This is a genomic window from Pseudomonas sp. Y24-6 (assembly GCF_020295325.1).
Classification (GTDB): Bacteria; Pseudomonadota; Gammaproteobacteria; order Pseudomonadales; family Pseudomonadaceae; genus Aquipseudomonas; species Aquipseudomonas gregormendelii.
In genome coordinates, this window is sequence record NZ_JACBXG010000003.1 from 438,107 (window position 1) to 453,927 (window position 15,821).

At 61.3% G+C, this 15,821-nt stretch carries 13 protein-coding genes and 1 pseudogene; 6 read left to right on the top strand and 8 right to left on the bottom strand.

What is annotated here, in order from left to right; genetic code table 11:
• The first annotated feature begins 7 nt into the window (after positions 1–7).
• From HYI44_RS08390 to HYI44_RS08405, 4 genes are all read left to right on the top strand, one after another.
• Complete coding sequence (locus tag HYI44_RS08390; protein ID WP_045060997.1) at positions 8–256, top strand: hypothetical protein; 249 nt, start codon at positions 8–10, stop codon at positions 254–256.
• A 2-nt stretch (positions 257–258) separates the two neighbouring features.
• Positions 259–1,083: a mechanosensitive ion channel family protein gene (locus tag HYI44_RS08395; protein ID WP_008048604.1), complete on the top strand. Its 825-nt coding sequence runs from the start codon at positions 259–261 to the stop codon at positions 1,081–1,083.
• An 88-nt stretch (positions 1,084–1,171) separates the two neighbouring features.
• On the top strand, positions 1,172–1,762 hold the full coding sequence (sigX, locus tag HYI44_RS08400) for an RNA polymerase sigma factor SigX (RefSeq protein ID WP_225569163.1): 591 nt from the start codon (positions 1,172–1,174) through the stop codon (positions 1,760–1,762).
• Between the two features lie 107 nt (positions 1,763–1,869).
• Positions 1,870–2,904 (top strand): OmpA family protein, encoded by a 1,035-nt coding sequence (locus tag HYI44_RS08405; RefSeq protein ID WP_045060999.1) that lies wholly within the window; start codon positions 1,870–1,872, stop codon positions 2,902–2,904.
• Between the two features lie 213 nt (positions 2,905–3,117).
• On the opposite strand, the gene cobA is transcribed toward HYI44_RS08405, so the two are convergent.
• The 7 genes and pseudogenes from cobA to HYI44_RS08440 form a co-directional block, all read right to left on the bottom strand.
• Positions 3,118–3,876 carry a uroporphyrinogen-III C-methyltransferase gene (gene cobA / locus HYI44_RS08410; RefSeq protein ID WP_225569164.1) on the bottom strand — a complete coding sequence of 253 codons (759 nt, stop codon included), beginning with the start codon at positions 3,874–3,876 and terminating at the stop codon, positions 3,118–3,120.
• 13 nt (positions 3,877–3,889) lie between these two features.
• Positions 3,890–6,604 carry a nitrate reductase gene (locus HYI44_RS08415; protein WP_225569165.1) on the bottom strand — a complete coding sequence of 905 codons (2,715 nt, stop codon included), beginning with the start codon at positions 6,602–6,604 and terminating at the stop codon, positions 3,890–3,892.
• Between the two features lie 23 nt (positions 6,605–6,627).
• Positions 6,628–7,836, bottom strand: a pseudogene (locus tag HYI44_RS08420) (NAD(P)/FAD-dependent oxidoreductase); the annotation flags it as partial.
• A 368-nt stretch (positions 7,837–8,204) separates the two neighbouring features.
• A complete protein-coding gene (locus HYI44_RS08425) occupies positions 8,205–9,875 on the bottom strand; it encodes a bifunctional protein-serine/threonine kinase/phosphatase (RefSeq protein ID WP_225569166.1) in 1,671 nt (556 codons plus the stop codon).
• 7 nt (positions 9,876–9,882) lie between these two features.
• Positions 9,883–11,094 carry a nitrate/nitrite transporter gene (locus tag HYI44_RS08430; RefSeq protein ID WP_122838096.1) on the bottom strand — a complete coding sequence of 404 codons (1,212 nt, stop codon included), beginning with the start codon at positions 11,092–11,094 and terminating at the stop codon, positions 9,883–9,885.
• 356 nt (positions 11,095–11,450) lie between these two features.
• Positions 11,451–12,026, bottom strand: a complete 576-nt coding sequence (locus HYI44_RS08435; protein WP_045061004.1) for an ANTAR domain-containing response regulator — start codon at positions 12,024–12,026, stop codon at positions 11,451–11,453.
• Between the two features lie 15 nt (positions 12,027–12,041).
• The gene (locus HYI44_RS08440) at positions 12,042–13,253 is read right to left on the bottom strand and encodes a CmpA/NrtA family ABC transporter substrate-binding protein (RefSeq protein ID WP_225569167.1); all 1,212 of its coding nucleotides are present in this window, start codon (positions 13,251–13,253) and stop codon (positions 12,042–12,044) included.
• A gap of 370 nt (positions 13,254–13,623) precedes the next feature.
• Between HYI44_RS08440 and HYI44_RS08445 the strand changes: the two genes are divergently transcribed.
• On the top strand, positions 13,624–13,983 hold the full coding sequence (locus HYI44_RS08445) for a winged helix-turn-helix domain-containing protein (protein WP_225569168.1): 360 nt from the start codon (positions 13,624–13,626) through the stop codon (positions 13,981–13,983).
• Between the two features lie 75 nt (positions 13,984–14,058).
• Positions 14,059–15,078 carry a quinone-dependent dihydroorotate dehydrogenase gene (locus HYI44_RS08450; protein ID WP_045061007.1) on the top strand — a complete coding sequence of 340 codons (1,020 nt, stop codon included), beginning with the start codon at positions 14,059–14,061 and terminating at the stop codon, positions 15,076–15,078.
• Between the two features lie 174 nt (positions 15,079–15,252).
• On the opposite strand, the gene rmf is transcribed toward HYI44_RS08450, so the two are convergent.
• Positions 15,253–15,468 carry a ribosome modulation factor gene (gene rmf / locus HYI44_RS08455; protein ID WP_003223300.1) on the bottom strand — a complete coding sequence of 72 codons (216 nt, stop codon included), beginning with the start codon at positions 15,466–15,468 and terminating at the stop codon, positions 15,253–15,255.
• Between the last annotated feature and the right edge of the window lie 353 nt (positions 15,469–15,821).

Sequence of the window (15,821 nt, forward strand, 5' to 3'; positions counted from 1 at the left end):
GGTGCGTATGCACGATCCGTTTGAACAGTCTTTGCGCGACATGCTCAAGGCATCACCGTCCACCCGGGACGACGATGCGTGCCTTGGACGTGTATTGAAAACCGCCAACCGCCAGGTCGGCGCCGGTGATCTGTTCAGTCTGCTGGGCCGCTGGTTGCCCGCGCTGATGATCGCCCTGAATAACGGATCGGCCCATGTCTCGCCGGTTTCCCGTCACCGTAAACCTACTGTTCGCACTGCTGATAAGGCTGATTGAATATGGAACTTGATCTCTGGACTCAGAGCCTCGTCACTGCAATGACTGCGTTATGGACCAAGGTTGCAAACTTCATCCCGAACCTCTTTGGCGCACTGGTGGTGCTGCTCCTGGGTTTCGTGGTGGCCAAGCTGCTCGATACGTTGCTGTCCAAACTGCTGGCCAAGCTGGGCCTTGATCGCCTGATGGGCGGCACCGGTTTGACCAAGCTGTTGTCCCGCGCCGGGCTGCAGGTGCCCATCTCGACATTGATCGGTAAAATCGTATATTGGTTCGTCCTGCTGATTTTTTTGGTGTCAGCTGCGGAATCTCTTGGACTTGAGCGAGTCTCAGCTACGCTAGACATGCTCGCGCTGTATTTGCCGAAGGTTTTCGGCGCCGCGCTGGTGTTGCTGGTGGGTGTGCTCCTGGCGCAACTGGCCAATGGGCTGGTGCGCGGAGCCGCAGAAGGTGTGGGGCTGGATTACGCGTCGGGCCTGGGGCGAATTGCCCAGGGCCTGGTAATCATCATCAGTATTTCGGTCGCGATCAGCCAGTTGGAGGTCAAGACTGACCTGCTCAACCATGTGATCGTCATCGTTTTGATTACCGTTGGTCTGGCCGTAGCGCTGGCCATGGGATTGGGAAGCCGGGAAATTGCCGGTCAGATTCTTGCGGGAATCTATGTGCGTGAGTTGTATCAGGTTGGGCAACAAGTGCGTGTTGGCGAGGTCGAAGGCCAGATCGAAGAGATCGGCACGGTTAAAACCACATTGCTGACCGACGAGGGTGAGCTAGTCTCACTCTCCAATCGGATCCTCCTGGAGCAGCATGTGAGTAGCCGCTAACCCGGCAAACCCTGCTAATGTATGCCGCCGCAAATGGCCCTGGAAAGGGCTGCGGCGGACATTGACCTGACTGTCGGCCCGACTTGTTTTGAATAAAGCTCAATCGCTCTCCACGCGCTACGACCCCCGCGAGCTCTCTGATGAGGAGTTGGTCGCGCGCTCGCACACCGAGCTGTTTCACGTAACGCGCGCCTATGAAGAACTGATGCGGCGTTACCAGAGAACATTATTTAACGTCTGTGCACGATATCTTGGGAACGATCGCGACGCGGACGATGTCTGTCAGGAAGTGATGCTGAAGGTGTTGTATGGCCTGAAGAACTTCGAGGGGAAATCGAAGTTCAAAACCTGGCTCTACAGCATCACGTACAACGAATGCATCACGCAGTATCGCAAGGAACGGCGTAAGCGTCGCTTGATGGACGCTTTGAGTCTGGACCCCCTCGAGGAAGCATCTGAAGAAAAGATGCCCAAAGCCGAGGAAAAGGGTGGACTTGATCGCTGGCTGGTGTATGTGAACCCGATTGACCGCGAAATTCTGGTGCTACGATTTGTCGCAGAGCTGGAATTTCAGGAGATCGCAGACATCATGCACATGGGTTTGAGTGCAACAAAAATGCGTTACAAACGTGCTCTATATAAATTGCGTGAGAAATTTGCAGGCGTAGCTGAAACTTAGTTCGACGCAAATATCTCTTACGTGTAGGCAAGTTCTGATAGACTTGCCGCCGAGTTGTCCCCCGGTTTGCGGGACTGCTTCACAATCACCAGATGGGGATTTAACGGATGAAACTGAAAAACACCTTGGGCTTGGCCATTGGTTCTCTTATTGCTGCCACTTCGTTCGGCGCTCTGGCACAAGGCCAAGGCGCAGTTGAAATCGAAGGCTTCGCTAAGAAAGAACAATTCGACAGCGCTCGTAACTTCAAGAATGACGGCAACCTGTTCGGCGGTTCCGTAGGTTACTTCCTGACTGACGACGTTGAACTGCGTCTGGCCTACGACGAAGTGCACAATGTCCGTTCCGACAGCGGCCAGAACATCAAGGGCGCTAACACCGCTCTGGACGCTCTGTACCACTTCAACAACCCAGGCGACATGGTTCGTCCATACGTTTCGGCCGGTTTCTCCGATCAGAGCATCGATCAGAACGGCTCGAACGGTCGTAACCGTTCCACCTTCGCCAACGTTGGCGGCGGTGCCAAGCTGTACTTCACCGAGAACTTCTACGCCCGTGCTGGCGTTGAAGCTCAATACAACATCGACCAGGGCGACACCGAGTGGGCTCCTAGCGTCGGTATCGGTGTGAACTTCGGTGGCGGCTCCAAGCCTGCTGCTGCTCCAGTTCCAGCACCAGCTGAAGTCTGCTCCGACAGCGACAACGACGGCGTTTGCGACAACGTTGACAAGTGCCCGGACACCCCAGCCAACGTAACTGTTGACGCTGACGGCTGCCCAGCAGTTGCTGAAGTTGTTCGTGTAGAGCTGGACGTTAAGTTCGATTTCGACAAATCTGTTGTTAAAACCAACAGCTACGGCGACATCAAGAACCTGGCTGACTTCATGAAGCAGTACCCATCGACCAGCACCACTGTTGAAGGTCACACTGACTCCGTCGGTCCTGACGCTTACAACCAGAAGCTGTCTGAGCGTCGTGCAAACGCCGTTAAGCAAGTTCTGACCAACCAGTACGGTGTTGAATCGTCCCGCGTTCAGTCCGTTGGCTACGGCGAATCCCGCCCAGTTGCTGACAACGCTACTGAAGCTGGCCGCGCTGTAAACCGTCGCGTAGAAGCGCAGGTTGAAGCTCAAGCTAAGTAATTAGCTCGCAGCTCTGAGGAAAGCCCGGCTTAGGCCGGGCTTTTCTTTGCCTGCGATTTGGGTTTTATCCGGATTTTGCGGTGGCCCTAAAAGATCGTCCGCCCGCGGCCCGAACCCTCGGCAGCTCCTACGGGATCGTCCGCCCGCGGCCCGAACCTTCGGCAGCTTCTGCAGGATCGGGTTACCACAGGGGCATTGTGGGCGCCGCGGCGTTTACATGGATGTACGCTGGGGCTTGTAGGAGCTGCCGCAGGCTGCGATCTTTTGATCTTTGGCCACAGCCCCAATCACCAGAATCGCCGGGCTTTTCAATTCAAACGCACTCGCATCCTGTTCCATGTCGTTCAGGTCGCTGCGGCATTCGCGCTGATGCGCCAGGGAGGCGTTTTCGATCATGGCCACCGGCGTATCCAGGGCCATGCCCCCGGCAAGCAGTTGCTCACGGATCTCACTCAGCTTCGCCACGCCCATGTACACCACCAGGGTGGTGCCCCCCTGTGCCAGCGCCTGCCAATTCAGGCTGCTGCCATCCTGGGTATGCGCCGTCACCAGCGTTACTCCGCGCGCAACCCCGCGCAGGGTCAGGGGAATATCGCACTGCGTTGCCCCAGCCAGTCCGGCCGTGATGCCGTTTACCAGTTCGACCTCCACCCCACGCTCGCGCAGCCACTGCGCTTCCTCACCGCCGCGGCCGAAAATGCACGGGTCGCCGCCCTTGAGCCGCACCACACATTTGCCTTGGCGCGCATACCGCAGCATCAGGCGATGGATGAACGCCTGTGGCGTGGAGCGACAGCCGCCGCGCTTGCCCACGGCGATGATTCGCGCATGGGGGCAATGTTCCAGCACGGCGTCATTGACCAGGTCGTCGATCAGCACCACATCCGCTTCGCCCATGGCGCGCACTGCTTTGAGGGTCAACAATTCCGGGTCACCAGGACCTGCACCCACCAGCCAGACTTTTGCGCTCATCGTATTTTCCTCATCAAATAATGGCGACTGGCTGAGCCGTGGCGGCCAGCATTCGCTTGATTTCCGGGACGCACGAACCGCACTGCGTGCCGCAACCCAATTCCTGTTTAAGACCCAGCAAGTCCAGGCCTCGACTGATTCCCGCGCAAACCGCGTTGTGGCTGACATTGCGGCAGTTGCACAGGGTTTTTTTGCCAGTGCCAATGGCGGCGCCGTTGCCGGGTGGTGCACTCAAGGGGGCGAGCATCCAGCGCCGCAGTGGTTCATCGGCGCGCCCTTCGAGCCACAGGTTGTGCAGCCAGTGCTGGGCCAGGGTTTCCCCGGCCAGGCGGATGGCGGTGATCCTGCCGTGTTCGATGCGTACGCGTTTGCCGATCGAGCGGCGCACGTCCTCGTAGGCCAGTACCGGCCCTTCATCCACGCCCAGGCACTGGTCGATGTCGCGCAATAACTGGGCGTCGGGCGCCGAGGCGCTGGCAGCGCGTATAAGCAGCGCCGGGCGCTCACGGCCAGTGAGGCTCAGGCTGGCGTAGGAAAATTCCTCACAGAGGGGGCGCAGGCGCTCCAGTTGCTGTTGAACGTTGCCTTCGATCAGGGCAAACAGCCGCCACGGCAGGTTTATCGGCTCCAGTCGCACGCCGCTGTGCTTGAGTTCGGGCTGCTTCGACAGGGGGTCAAAGGCCGGTTGGGTCAGCGTATTGACCCCGCCTTTGAGAAACCGGTCGCCCCAGTGCATGGGCAAAAACGCCTGGCCTGGCCGGACGTTTTCGTCACGGGTCACCGGCAGCACTACCGCGCCACGGCGACTTTGCAGGCTGACCAGGTCGCCGGACTGCAAGCGATGGCGGCGTAGCTCATCCGGGTGCAGGCTCAACACCGCTTCACTGACGTGACCGAACAGCTGCGCAGCGGTGCCGGTGCGGCTCATGCCGTGCCATTGATCGCGCAGGCGCCCGGTGATCAGGGTCAGGGGAAACCGCGCATCCCGTTGTTCCCTGGCCGCTCGATAGGGGTCGGCAATGAAGTGCGCGCGGCCGTTGGCGGTGGGGAATACTCCGTCACCGTACAGGCGCGGGGTACCTTGGCTGGCGCCGGGCGGGAAGGGCCATTGTTGCGGGCCGATCCGGTCGATCAAGGCATGGCTGAGCCCGGAAAGGTCCAGGTCGCGGCCTCGGGTCAGCTCCTTGTACTCATCAAAGATCTGCGCCGGCGTGTCGAGGGCAAACAGGCTGGCGTGCTCTGGACGCAGATGTTTTTCCAGGCGCTGTGCGAAATCCACCGTGATGGCCCAGTCCGGCCGTGCCTCGCCAGGGGCGATGACAGCCTGGCGCACGTGGGAAATGCGCCGCTCGGAGTTGGTCACAGTGCCCTCTTTTTCACCCCAGCTCGCGGCGGGTAGCAGCAGGTCGGCAAAGGCTGCGGTTTCAGTGGTGCGAAAGGCTTCCTGCAACACCACGAACGGGCATGCCTGCAGGGCCTCGCGCACGGCGTTCTGGTCAGGCATCGATTGCGCCGGGTTGGTGCAGGCGATCCACAAGGCCTTGATACGGCCGCTGCGCACCTGTTCGAACAACTCGATGGCGCTCAATCCGGTGGTGTGCGGCAGCTGCTCAACACCCCAGTAGGCCGCCACTTCCTCACGATGATCGGCATTGGCGGCATCGCGATGGCCCGGCAGCAGGTTCGACAGGCTGCCGGTTTCGCGGCCGCCCATGGCATTGGGCTGACCGGTCAGCGAGAAAGGTCCTGCGCCTGGGCGGCCAATTTGCCCGGTGGCCAGGTGCAGATTGATCAGCGCGCTGTTCTTGGCGCTGCCCGCCGTGGACTGGTTGAGCCCCATGCACCACAACGACAGGAAAGTCGGCGAAGTGCCTATCCACTTCGCGCACTGCTGCAGCTGTTCGACACTGATCCCGCACAGTTGCGAGACCCTCTGCGGGCTGTAGTTGCGCACCAGGCTTTTCAGCGCTGGCAGCCCCTGGGTATGCGCGTCGATAAAGCCATGATCAACCTGGTCCGCCAACAGCAACAGGTGCAGGATTCCGTGGAACAGGGCGACATCGGTGCCCGGCACTATCGCCAGGTGCAGGTCGGCGAGGTCACAGGTGTCGGTGCGGCGCGGGTCGATAACGATGACTTTCATCTGCGGTCGGCGGGATCTGGCCTCTTCCAGCCGCCGGAAAAGTACCGGGTGGGCGTAGGCCATGTTGCTGCCGACGATCATCACGCAATCGCTCGACTCCAGGTCTTCGTAGCTGCACGGCGGGGAGTCCGCGCCGAGGCTGCGCTTGTAGCCGACCACCGCCGAAGACATGCACAGGCGTGAGTTGCTGTCGATGTTGTTGGTGCCCACCAGCGCCCGCGCCAGTTTGTTGAAACTGTAGTAATCCTCGGTCAGCAATTGGCCGGAGATATAGAACGCCACACTGTCCGAGCCGTGTTCGGCGATGGTGCGGGCGAATACGCTGGCGGCGTGATCCAGGGCGGTGTCCCAGTCCGTACGGCCGCGGGCCAGGGTTTTGCCCAGGCGCAGTTCCGGATAGAGCGCCCGTGCCGCAAGGTCGCCCGTCAGGTGCAGGGTCGAGCCCTTGCTGCACAACTTGCCGAAGTTGGCGGGGTGGGCCGGATCGCCGCTGACGCCGAGAATGCGCTCGCCGTCATGTTCGATCAGCACGCCGCAGCCGACCCCGCAGTAACAGCAGGTTGAAGCGGTGATCTGCCGGTCCATCAGCTTGCTTCCCGCTGGGCCGGCAAGCAGGCGTCGCCGAACATCAGGTGGTCACGGATTGGCTCAATGTCGTGGTTCTCCCGGATCTGGCGGACATACCAGCCGCCGTCTGCGGTATCGCCGTACAGGCAGGCGCCGACTAGGATGTCGTCCTTGATCACCAGTTTTTTGTAGATCCCGCTAATCGGGTCCGACAGGGTGATGGTCTCGGTACCTTCACCGCCCATGAAGTCGCCAGCGGAGAACAGGTCGATGCCGGTGACCTTCAGTTTGGTCGAGGTCACCGAACCCTTGTAGGTGGCGAAACCCAGCTGGGCCAGGTGGTTGGCGCAGACCTTGGCCTGTTCGAACAGGGGCGCGACCAGGCCGTAGGCGATGCCGCGGTGGCTGGCACATTCGCCAATCGCGTAGATGCGCGGGTCGTAGGTTTGCAGCGTGTCGTTGACCAGGATCCCGCGACTGCAGGGAAGGCCGGATTTCTCCGCCAGTTCGGTGCGGGGCCGAATACCGGCGGCCATCACCACCAGGTCGGCGGGGATCACGTCGCCATTGTTGAATTGCACCGAGCCGACCCGGCCATTGCCGGCATCGTGTAGCGAGTGGGTCTGTTCGCGCAGGCGAAAGTGCAGGCCGCGACCTTCCAGGGCGGTCTGCAGCAGCTGGCCGCTGGTCTTGTCCAGCTGTCGATCCAGCAGCCATTCGCCTATGTGCACCACGGTGACGTGCATGCCGCGCAGCATCAGGCCGTTGGCCGCTTCAAGGCCGAGCAGGCCGCCGCCGATGATCACGGCATGGGTGTGGGTCCTGGCGGTGTTGATCATCGCCTGGGTGTCGGCGATGTCGCGGTAGCCGATCACGCCCTGCAGCGTGTTGCCCGGAATCGGCAGGATGAACGGCGTCGAGCCGGTGGCAATCAGCAGGCGGTCGTACTCGGCTTCGGTGCCGTCATCGGCGATCACCCGGCGCCTGATCCGGTCGATCTGCACCACTTTGCGGTTAAGCAGCAGCTTGATGTTGTTGTCGAGGTACCAGTCCAGGTCGTTGAGCACGATCTCTTCGAACGTCTGCTCGCCCGCCAGTACCGGCGACAGCAGGATGCGGTTGTAGTTGGTATGGGGTTCGGCGCCGAAGACGGTGATGTCGTACAGGTCGTTGCTCAGCTTGAGCAATTCCTCCAGGGTGCGAACCCCGGCCATGCCGTTGCCGATCATCACCAGTTTTAGTTTGTTCATCAGGTTCTCCGGGAGCTGGGACCCGCCGCATCTGGGCGTCTCAGGTCGTACTTGAACATTTCGCGCAAACAAAAAAAGGCGTCCCGTCAGTTGCCTGGCGGGGACGCCTTTGTCCTTGTCCCGTTCTATCGGGAAGCGCAGCCCTCTTCGTTGAGGGTGAGCTTTATGTCTGTTGGGAGAGTTAATGCAGTGGTTGTGCCAAGTCTGGAAGGCGGCACAATTGATGTCTCTCAGGTGGTATTTGAAGGCTGGCAGTGCCGTTCCTGCACTGAATCGAAGCGTGACGCCCTCTGTTGGAGCCTGTTCCTCATGGGCCAGTGAAGATCCCCTGTGGGAGCGAGCCTGCTCGCGATGGACGCTCCCCGGTACTAACCACGAAAAACCAAAACCAGCAGCACCATATTCACCACCAGCGACACCAACGCCATGGTCCGCCACACCTTCAGCGGTTCGCGCTCCAGCAAGGGTCGCGGTCGCACGCTCAAGCTGTTTCGCTCGCCCTGTTCCAGGAGCAGCAACCATTCTTCCGCCGTTTCAAATCGATTCGCCGGATCAGCCGCAACGGCCCGCTCCAGGCTCTGCGCGATCCACTCCGGCAGGTCCGGGCGGTAGCGACTGGCACTCACCGGCACAGCAAAGCGCGGGCGCTGGAATGCTTCGATTTCGCCGTGGGGGTAGTGCCCGGTCAACAGGAAGTACAGGGTCACGCCGACCGCGTAAAGGTCCTGTTGCGGGGTGGGTGCCGCGCCGCCAAAAGCTTCCGGCGCGATGTAGCTCGGGGTGCCGGGCAGGGCGCACGGCTGGTCTTCGGACAGGCCCGGGCAATAGACCAGGCCAAAATCCAGCAGGCGCAACTCGCCGTCGTCCCCCAGCAGCAGGTTCTCCGGCTTGATGTCGCGATGCAGAATCTGCCGGCGATGCAGCATGCCGACTGCGCGCAACAGGCGTTCGGCCAGGTCCAGCCATTGAGCCAGCGGCAGCGGTCCGACGTCGGCATAGAGTGCCGCCAGGGTCGAACCGGAATATTCACGCATCACGTAGTACAAATGTTGACGCTGACTGGCGGGATGGACTTCAGGAAAATGCCGTCCGGCAACGCGCTTGAGAAACCATTCCTCTGCCAGCAATGCCTGCCCGGCCTGGTGATCGTCGTGCAGGCGCGCGGGCAGGGTTTTCAGCAACCAGGGTTGCTGCTGCCCGTCATGCACCCGGTACAGCAGCGACTGCTGGCTTTGTCCTAGTATCGTGTCGACTTGCCAGCCCTCGAACATCTGCCCCGGCTTAAGCGCTGGCGGCAGCGGCCATTGCTGCAAATGCACCAGGGCATCGCCGATGCTCGATTCTCCCAGGGCATCCACCCGCACCAGTAGTGCGCTGGCATTGTCCTGGCTGCCCGCCAGGTGCGCGGCACTGACCAGGGTTTGCGCGGCACTGTGCAGATCCGGTTGATCGCGCAGGATTGCCGCGATCGCCGTATCGCCCAATACCGCCCAGACGCCGTCGCTGAGCAGCACAAAGCTCTCGTCCAGGCGTAACTCGCCATCGAGGAAGTCCAGCACCAGATGTTGATCCAGGCCCATCGCACGCTTGAGCACGTGCTGCATGCCGGGCTGATCCCAGACGTGGTCCTCGCTGATGCGCTGCAAGTGGCCGCAATGCCAGCGATACACCCGGCAATCACCGACGTGCGCCAGGGTGAAGCGCCGGCCGCGCACGACCAGGGCGCTGACAGTGGTCAGCAGCGGCTGCCCGCCGCCATTGGCCTGCAGCCAGCGGTTCTGCGCCAGCAGCAGGCGATCGAGGGCCTGGGCGACCGCCCAGGTTTCCGGCGTCGCGTAGTAATCCTGCGCCAGCGCCTGCAAGGTCGAGCGGGCTGCGAGCCCGCCGTCGGCGCATTGACTGACGCCATCGGCAATCGCGAACAGATAGCCTTTGCTCGCGGCCAGTGCCGGAGCGGGCGTGACCAGGCGCAGGGCGTCCTGGTTTTCCTCGCGCGGGCCGATGGCGCTGGCTTCAGCGAAACTCAGCTGCAGGCTCATTGCCGGTTCAGACCCGTGCAGCGGTGACGGCAGCAGAGCCCCAGGTGGTTCTCCAGCGACGTTTCACGCCATGCAGGCCGAACCAGGCGAGCACGCCCAGGCTGGCGAACAACCACAACGCCAGCTGGTAGCTGCCGGTGCTTTGCTTGATGGCGCCCATGCCGGCTGCCAGGGCAAAGCCGCCAATGCCGCCCGCCATGCCGATCAACCCGGTCATCACGCCGATCTCCCGGCGAAAACGCTGTGGGACCAGTTGGAACACCGCGCCATTACCTGCCCCCAAACCGAGCATGGTGCACACGAAAAGCGCCAGGGCAGCGTAGGAACTTGGCAGGTTGAAACCGACTGCTGCGATACACACGGCTGCCACGGTATACATCCCCAGCAGCGTGCGAATCCCGCCGAAACGGTCGGCCAGCGCACCACCCAAAGGCCGCATCAGGCTGCCGCCAAACACGCAGGCGGCGGTGTAGTAACCGGCGGTGACCGGGCTCAGTCCGTATTGGTCGTTGAAGTAGCCGGGCAGGGCGCTCGCCAGGCCGATGAAGCCGCCAAACGTTACGCTGTAGAAGAACATGAACCACCAGCTGTCGCGATCGCCCAGGGCCTTGAAGTAGTCGGTGACCGATTTGGCTTTTGGCCGCTCCGGGGCGTTTTTGGCCAACCAGGTGAAGACAATGAGCGTCAGGATCAACGGGATCAGGGCGAAGCCGAATACGTTGCTCCAGCCGAACGCCGCCGCCAGGACCGGGGCGATCAATGCGGCCAGCACCGTGCCGGAATTACCTGCCCCCGCAATGCCCATTGCCTTGCCTTGATGTTGCGGCGGATACCACTGCGATGCCAGCGGCAGGGCCACGGCGAACGACGCGCCGGCCATGCCGAGGAACAGCCCCAGCAGCAATGCTTGTTCGTAGCTGTGGATGCCGTGCTTCCAGGCCACGAACAAGGCACAGATGACAATCACCTGGCCAATGATCCCGGCGGTTTTCGGCGATAGGCGATCGGCCAGCATGCCCATGATGAAGCGCAGTATTGCCCCGGCCAGAATCGGCGTGGCAACCACCAGGCCGCGCTGCTGGGTGGTCAGCTGCAGGTCCGTGGCTATTTGTACGGCCAGTGGGCCGAGCAGGTACCAGACCATGAAGCTCAGGTCGAAATAGAGGAACGCCGCGAACAGAGTCGGGGTATGACCGGATTTCCAGAAGCTTGAATTCATCGCGCACCTCAGCTGTGAAGAGTCTCGAGTGGGAACCGTGAGCTAGCAGATGGGGCGCCTTGACGGCCGCACCACCGACCCCGTGCCATGGGGCCAAAACGAAAAAACGCCGCTACCGGATTTGCCAGGGCAAATGGGGTGAGCGACGTCTTTGTCGTAGGTGGGGCAACCGCCGTTGGTTACCTGTGGTGATTACGTTGCCAGATTTGTGCCAACCACTGAAACCGAGGTGCTCCCATCGCGGGCAAGCCCGCTCCCACAGGGTGTTGGTGGTGGACGCAGCATTTGTGTACGGCAGACATCTCTGTGGGAGCCGGGCTTGCCCGCGATGGCGTCCGCGGGGCCAGCACAACACCTCAGCCCAACAACTCACTCATCGCAATAATCTGCTCCGCCACCTGAATCAGCTTCTGCTGCCGGCTCATCGCCTGGCGGCGCATCAGGGTGTAAGCCTCTTCCTCGTTGCAGTCTTTCATCTTCATCAACAACCCCTTGGCCAGCTCGATGCGCTTGCGTTCCGCCAGTTGCTGGTCGCGGGCATGCAATTGAGCGCGCAGGGCCTGGTCGCTCTCGAAACGCGCCATGGCCACGTCGAGAATCGGCTGCAGGCGCTGTGCGTGAATGCCTTCGACAATGTAGGCACTGACCCCGGACTTGATCGCCTGGCGCATCACGACCGGGTCATGCTCGTCGGTGAACATCACGATCGGCCTGGGCTGATCACGGCTCACCAGCACCACTTGCTCCATGACATCGCGGCTGGGTGACTCGGTATCGATCAGGATCACGTCCGGGCGCACCGTTTCGACGCGTGCGGGCAAGTCGATGGTCAGGCCGGACTCGTCGATTACCTCGAAGCCGGCTTCGGTCAAGGCGGCCTTGAGGCGTCCGACTTTCTTCGCCGTGTCGTTGATCAGCAGGATACGCAACATGTTCGCAGTCTCCTGTCAGCGGCTGGCGAGTAGGGCAGAGGCGTCGTGCAGGGCATGCAGCTTGAAACTGCGTGCATACGCGGCCGGGTCCGAGCCGTCCCAGACCTTGCCGTCGATCAACTGGCTGCGGCGCATGTCTGCGGGCTGGCTGGCAACTCCCACGGCGCTGGCGGCTTCGCGGTACAGGTCCAGTTGCTGAACCTGTCGGGCGACCGCCAGATAATCCGGATCGTCGCGCAGCAACCCCCAGCGACGAAATTGGGTCATGAACCACAGGCCATCGGACAGATAAGGCAAATTGACCTCGCCATCCCCGTGGAAGCGCAGGGCATGCGGGTCTTGCCAGCGATTGCCCAGCCCGTCGGCGTAGTCGCCCAGCAGCCGCGGTTCGATGCAATCGAGCGGCGCATCCAGGTATTGCGCAGCACTGAGCAGCTGGGCGGTGCTGCGACGGTTCTCGCTACTGGCTTCAATAAAACGACTGGCCTCGAGAATCGCCATGACCAGAGCGCGGGCGGTATTGGGGTACTGCTCGACGAAGGCGCGGGTGCAGCCCAGGACTTTTTCCGGGTGATCGGGCCAGATTGCCTGGGTGGTCGCCAGGGTGAAGCCGAGATTCTGTTTCACTGCACTGGCGGACCACGGCTCGCCCACGCAGAAACCGTCGATGCGCCCCGCCTGCAGGTGCGCGACCATCTGCGGCGGCGGCACCACCACGCTGTCGACATCCTGCAGCGGATGGATACCCTGGCTCGCCAGCCAGTAGTACAACCACATGGCGTGGGTGCCGGTGGGGAATGTCTGGGCAAACGTCAGCCGTGGACGACTTTGGTGCACGTGGCGATCCAGTGCCTCAGGACTGGTCACGCCAAGTGCCTGCAAACCCGGGGAGAGGTTGATGCTCTGGCCATTCTGGTTCAGGCCCATCAGCACCGCCATGTCGGTGGCGGCGACGCCGCCTATGCCAAGGTGCACCGCATACACCAGGCCATACAGGCTGTGGGCGGCATCCAGTTCACCGCTGACCAGTTTGTCCCGCAGGCTGGCCCAGGACGACTGGCGCTTGAGGTTCAGGGTCAGGCCGTAAGGCTGGGCAAAGCCCTGGGTGGCGGCGACGACCACGGAGGCGCAGTCGCTCAGGGCCATGAAGCCGAGATTGATTTCGGTTTTTTCCGGGGCATCGCTGCCATTGACCCAGGCCAACGGGCCGGCGGAGGGTTCGTTCATCGACTGTGCACCTTAAAAAAAAGACGTCGCCACCGGTCCATGCGCGAGCAGAGCCGGGTGGCGACGCCATTGTCCTTGCGCTCATGTCCGACGGTGGTCCGAGCACTGATGTGAGTTGGGCTGCAAGGCATATGCCAGCGGCCATCAGCTTTTCATCAGGATTCAAGCCGCCACCTCATCCATCCTCCCGCGATCATCCAATCCACCCTTCGACCGTGAGGGGTATCGGTGGTTAAAAATCCTACAAGCTGGATCGACATTTCCCCAGGTTGGTAAGCCTGGAGTCCTATGGAAGGCGCCTGCCCGACTCTCTATTGTCGCGCCATTCATCGTTGAGCCGGGCAGCGCACAGGCATAGGGAGTTGCGAACATGAACAGCGCCATTGATCATTACCCGTCCGAGTCATTCATGTTTGACCGGTGGCGGCTGCAGAGTGACGGCACCCTGCTGCACGCGGGCAGGGTCATACACGTTCCGCCAAAAGAATTATGCGTGCTTCGCTTGTTGCTCGGTTCGGCCGGTTTGGTGGTCAGCAAGGATCAACTGCTGGGCGCGGTCTGGCCCGGGACCGATGCAGCCGAGGAGTCCTTGACCCGCTGCATCTACGTGTTGCGCAAGCTGTTGAAGGAGGACCGGGACTTCATCACCACCGTTTATGGCCAGGGGTATCGATTCGACTGCGCCGTGGTCGGGCCTGCTATGCGAACCGAGCTGTCGAACTCGATTTAACCGGTCTCTCGCACGCCAGCCTCCACCCCGGCTATAATCGGCGCCACTTTTCGCCGCCCAGAGTCAAAGCCGCCCATGTACACCCTGGCCCGTCAGCTGTTGTTCAAACTTTCCCCGGAAACCTCCCACGATCTGTCCCTGGACCTGATCGGCGCGGGCGGACGCCTGGGGCTCAACGGCATGTTGTGCAAGGCGCCGGCGAAAAAGCCGGTGACCGTCATGGGCCTGGATTTTCCCAATCCCGTAGGCCTGGCAGCGGGCCTGGACAAGAATGGCGCGGCCATCGACGGTTTTGCCCAGCTGGGTTTCGGTTTCGTCGAAATCGGCACCGTGACTCCGCGGCCGCAACCGGGCAATCCGAAACCACGGATTTTCCGTCTGCCGGAAGCCGAGGCCATCATCAATCGCATGGGCTTCAACAACCTTGGCGTCGATCACCTGCTGGCCCGGGTGGCTGCGGCGAAGTACAAGGGCGTGCTGGGCATCAATATCGGCAAGAACTTCGATACGCCCGTCGAGCGCGCCGTGGACGATTACCTGATCTGCCTGGACAAGGTGTATGCCCACGCCAGCTATGTCACGGTTAACGTCAGTTCGCCGAACACGCCAGGGCTGCGCAGCCTGCAATTTGGTGATTCGCTCAAGCAATTGCTCGCCGACCTGGCCACCCGCCGTGCGGAACTGGCCTTGCGTCACGGCAGACATGTGCCGCTGGCGATCAAGATTGCCCCGGACATGACCGACGAAGAAACCGCCCAGGTCGCCCAGGCCCTGGTTGAAACCGGCATGGACGCCGTCATCGCCACCAACACCACCCTGAGTCGCGTTGGCGTCGAAGGCATGGAGCATGGGGACGAGGCAGGCGGCTTGTCGGGTGCCCCGGTGCGGGAGAAGAGCACCCATACGGTCAAGGTGCTGGCAGCTGAACTGGCAGGGCGTCTGCCGATCATCGCCGCGGGCGGGATCACCGAAGGCAAGCACGCCGCCGAGAAAATTACTGCAGGGGCGAGCCTGGTGCAGATCTACTCCGGTTTCATCTACAAGGGCCCGGCGTTGATTCGCGAGTGCGTGGACGCCATCGCCGCCCTGAGATAACCCCCATGGCCCGGTGATTCCAGCCAATGCGGGCTGCGCTTTGGCGGGAAAGCAGCCATAAAAAAGGGCTCCTCGAAGGAGCCCCTGGGCCGAAGCCCGCCGCCCGGATGGGGCGTGCGTGGTTAATTGATGCAGTGTTCAGATTGTCGTGTCGGAGTGTTAGGCCCTGTAAAATTAGCCGACGGCGTGAAGTTCGTTGAGTCTGTGGATTCCCGCAGTGCCGGTCATACCGTCCCAGTTGTCGCCGCGTCCTTCTCGCCAGCCGTTAATCCAGGCTTGACGTACCGACGGTAGAGTAAATGGGCAAAGCTCACGGGATTTGCCACCAACGCCATATTGATATCCGCGCAAAAATGCTCTTTCCAACGGATCACGCTTAAGTCTTCTCATAGGGTGTTGCCCTCACTTGTTGACTGTATTTATCGCGTTGACCTCAATTGAGGTCTGGCAGAAATAACCTGCCGTTGGCGGCTCGCTGCCGGCGTCGCGAGCCAAGTTGTTGACGTCGTTGCGGCGTCAACCTGTGTTGAGTTCTAACCAATGCGTCACATCGAGGGAATGATCGTTTTGTCATAAGGACGTAACCATTAAGGTGGTATGGCCATAAGTAACATGATATTTGCCAGCGTTTGTTGATCAAACCCCGGTATGATCGGCACCCCGCAGGATGATGACGTTAATCCCTTGCTGAGAATGCCTCGCGTTGAGCGAGCGCATTATTCGACGAAGGGTCGAGTTATGAC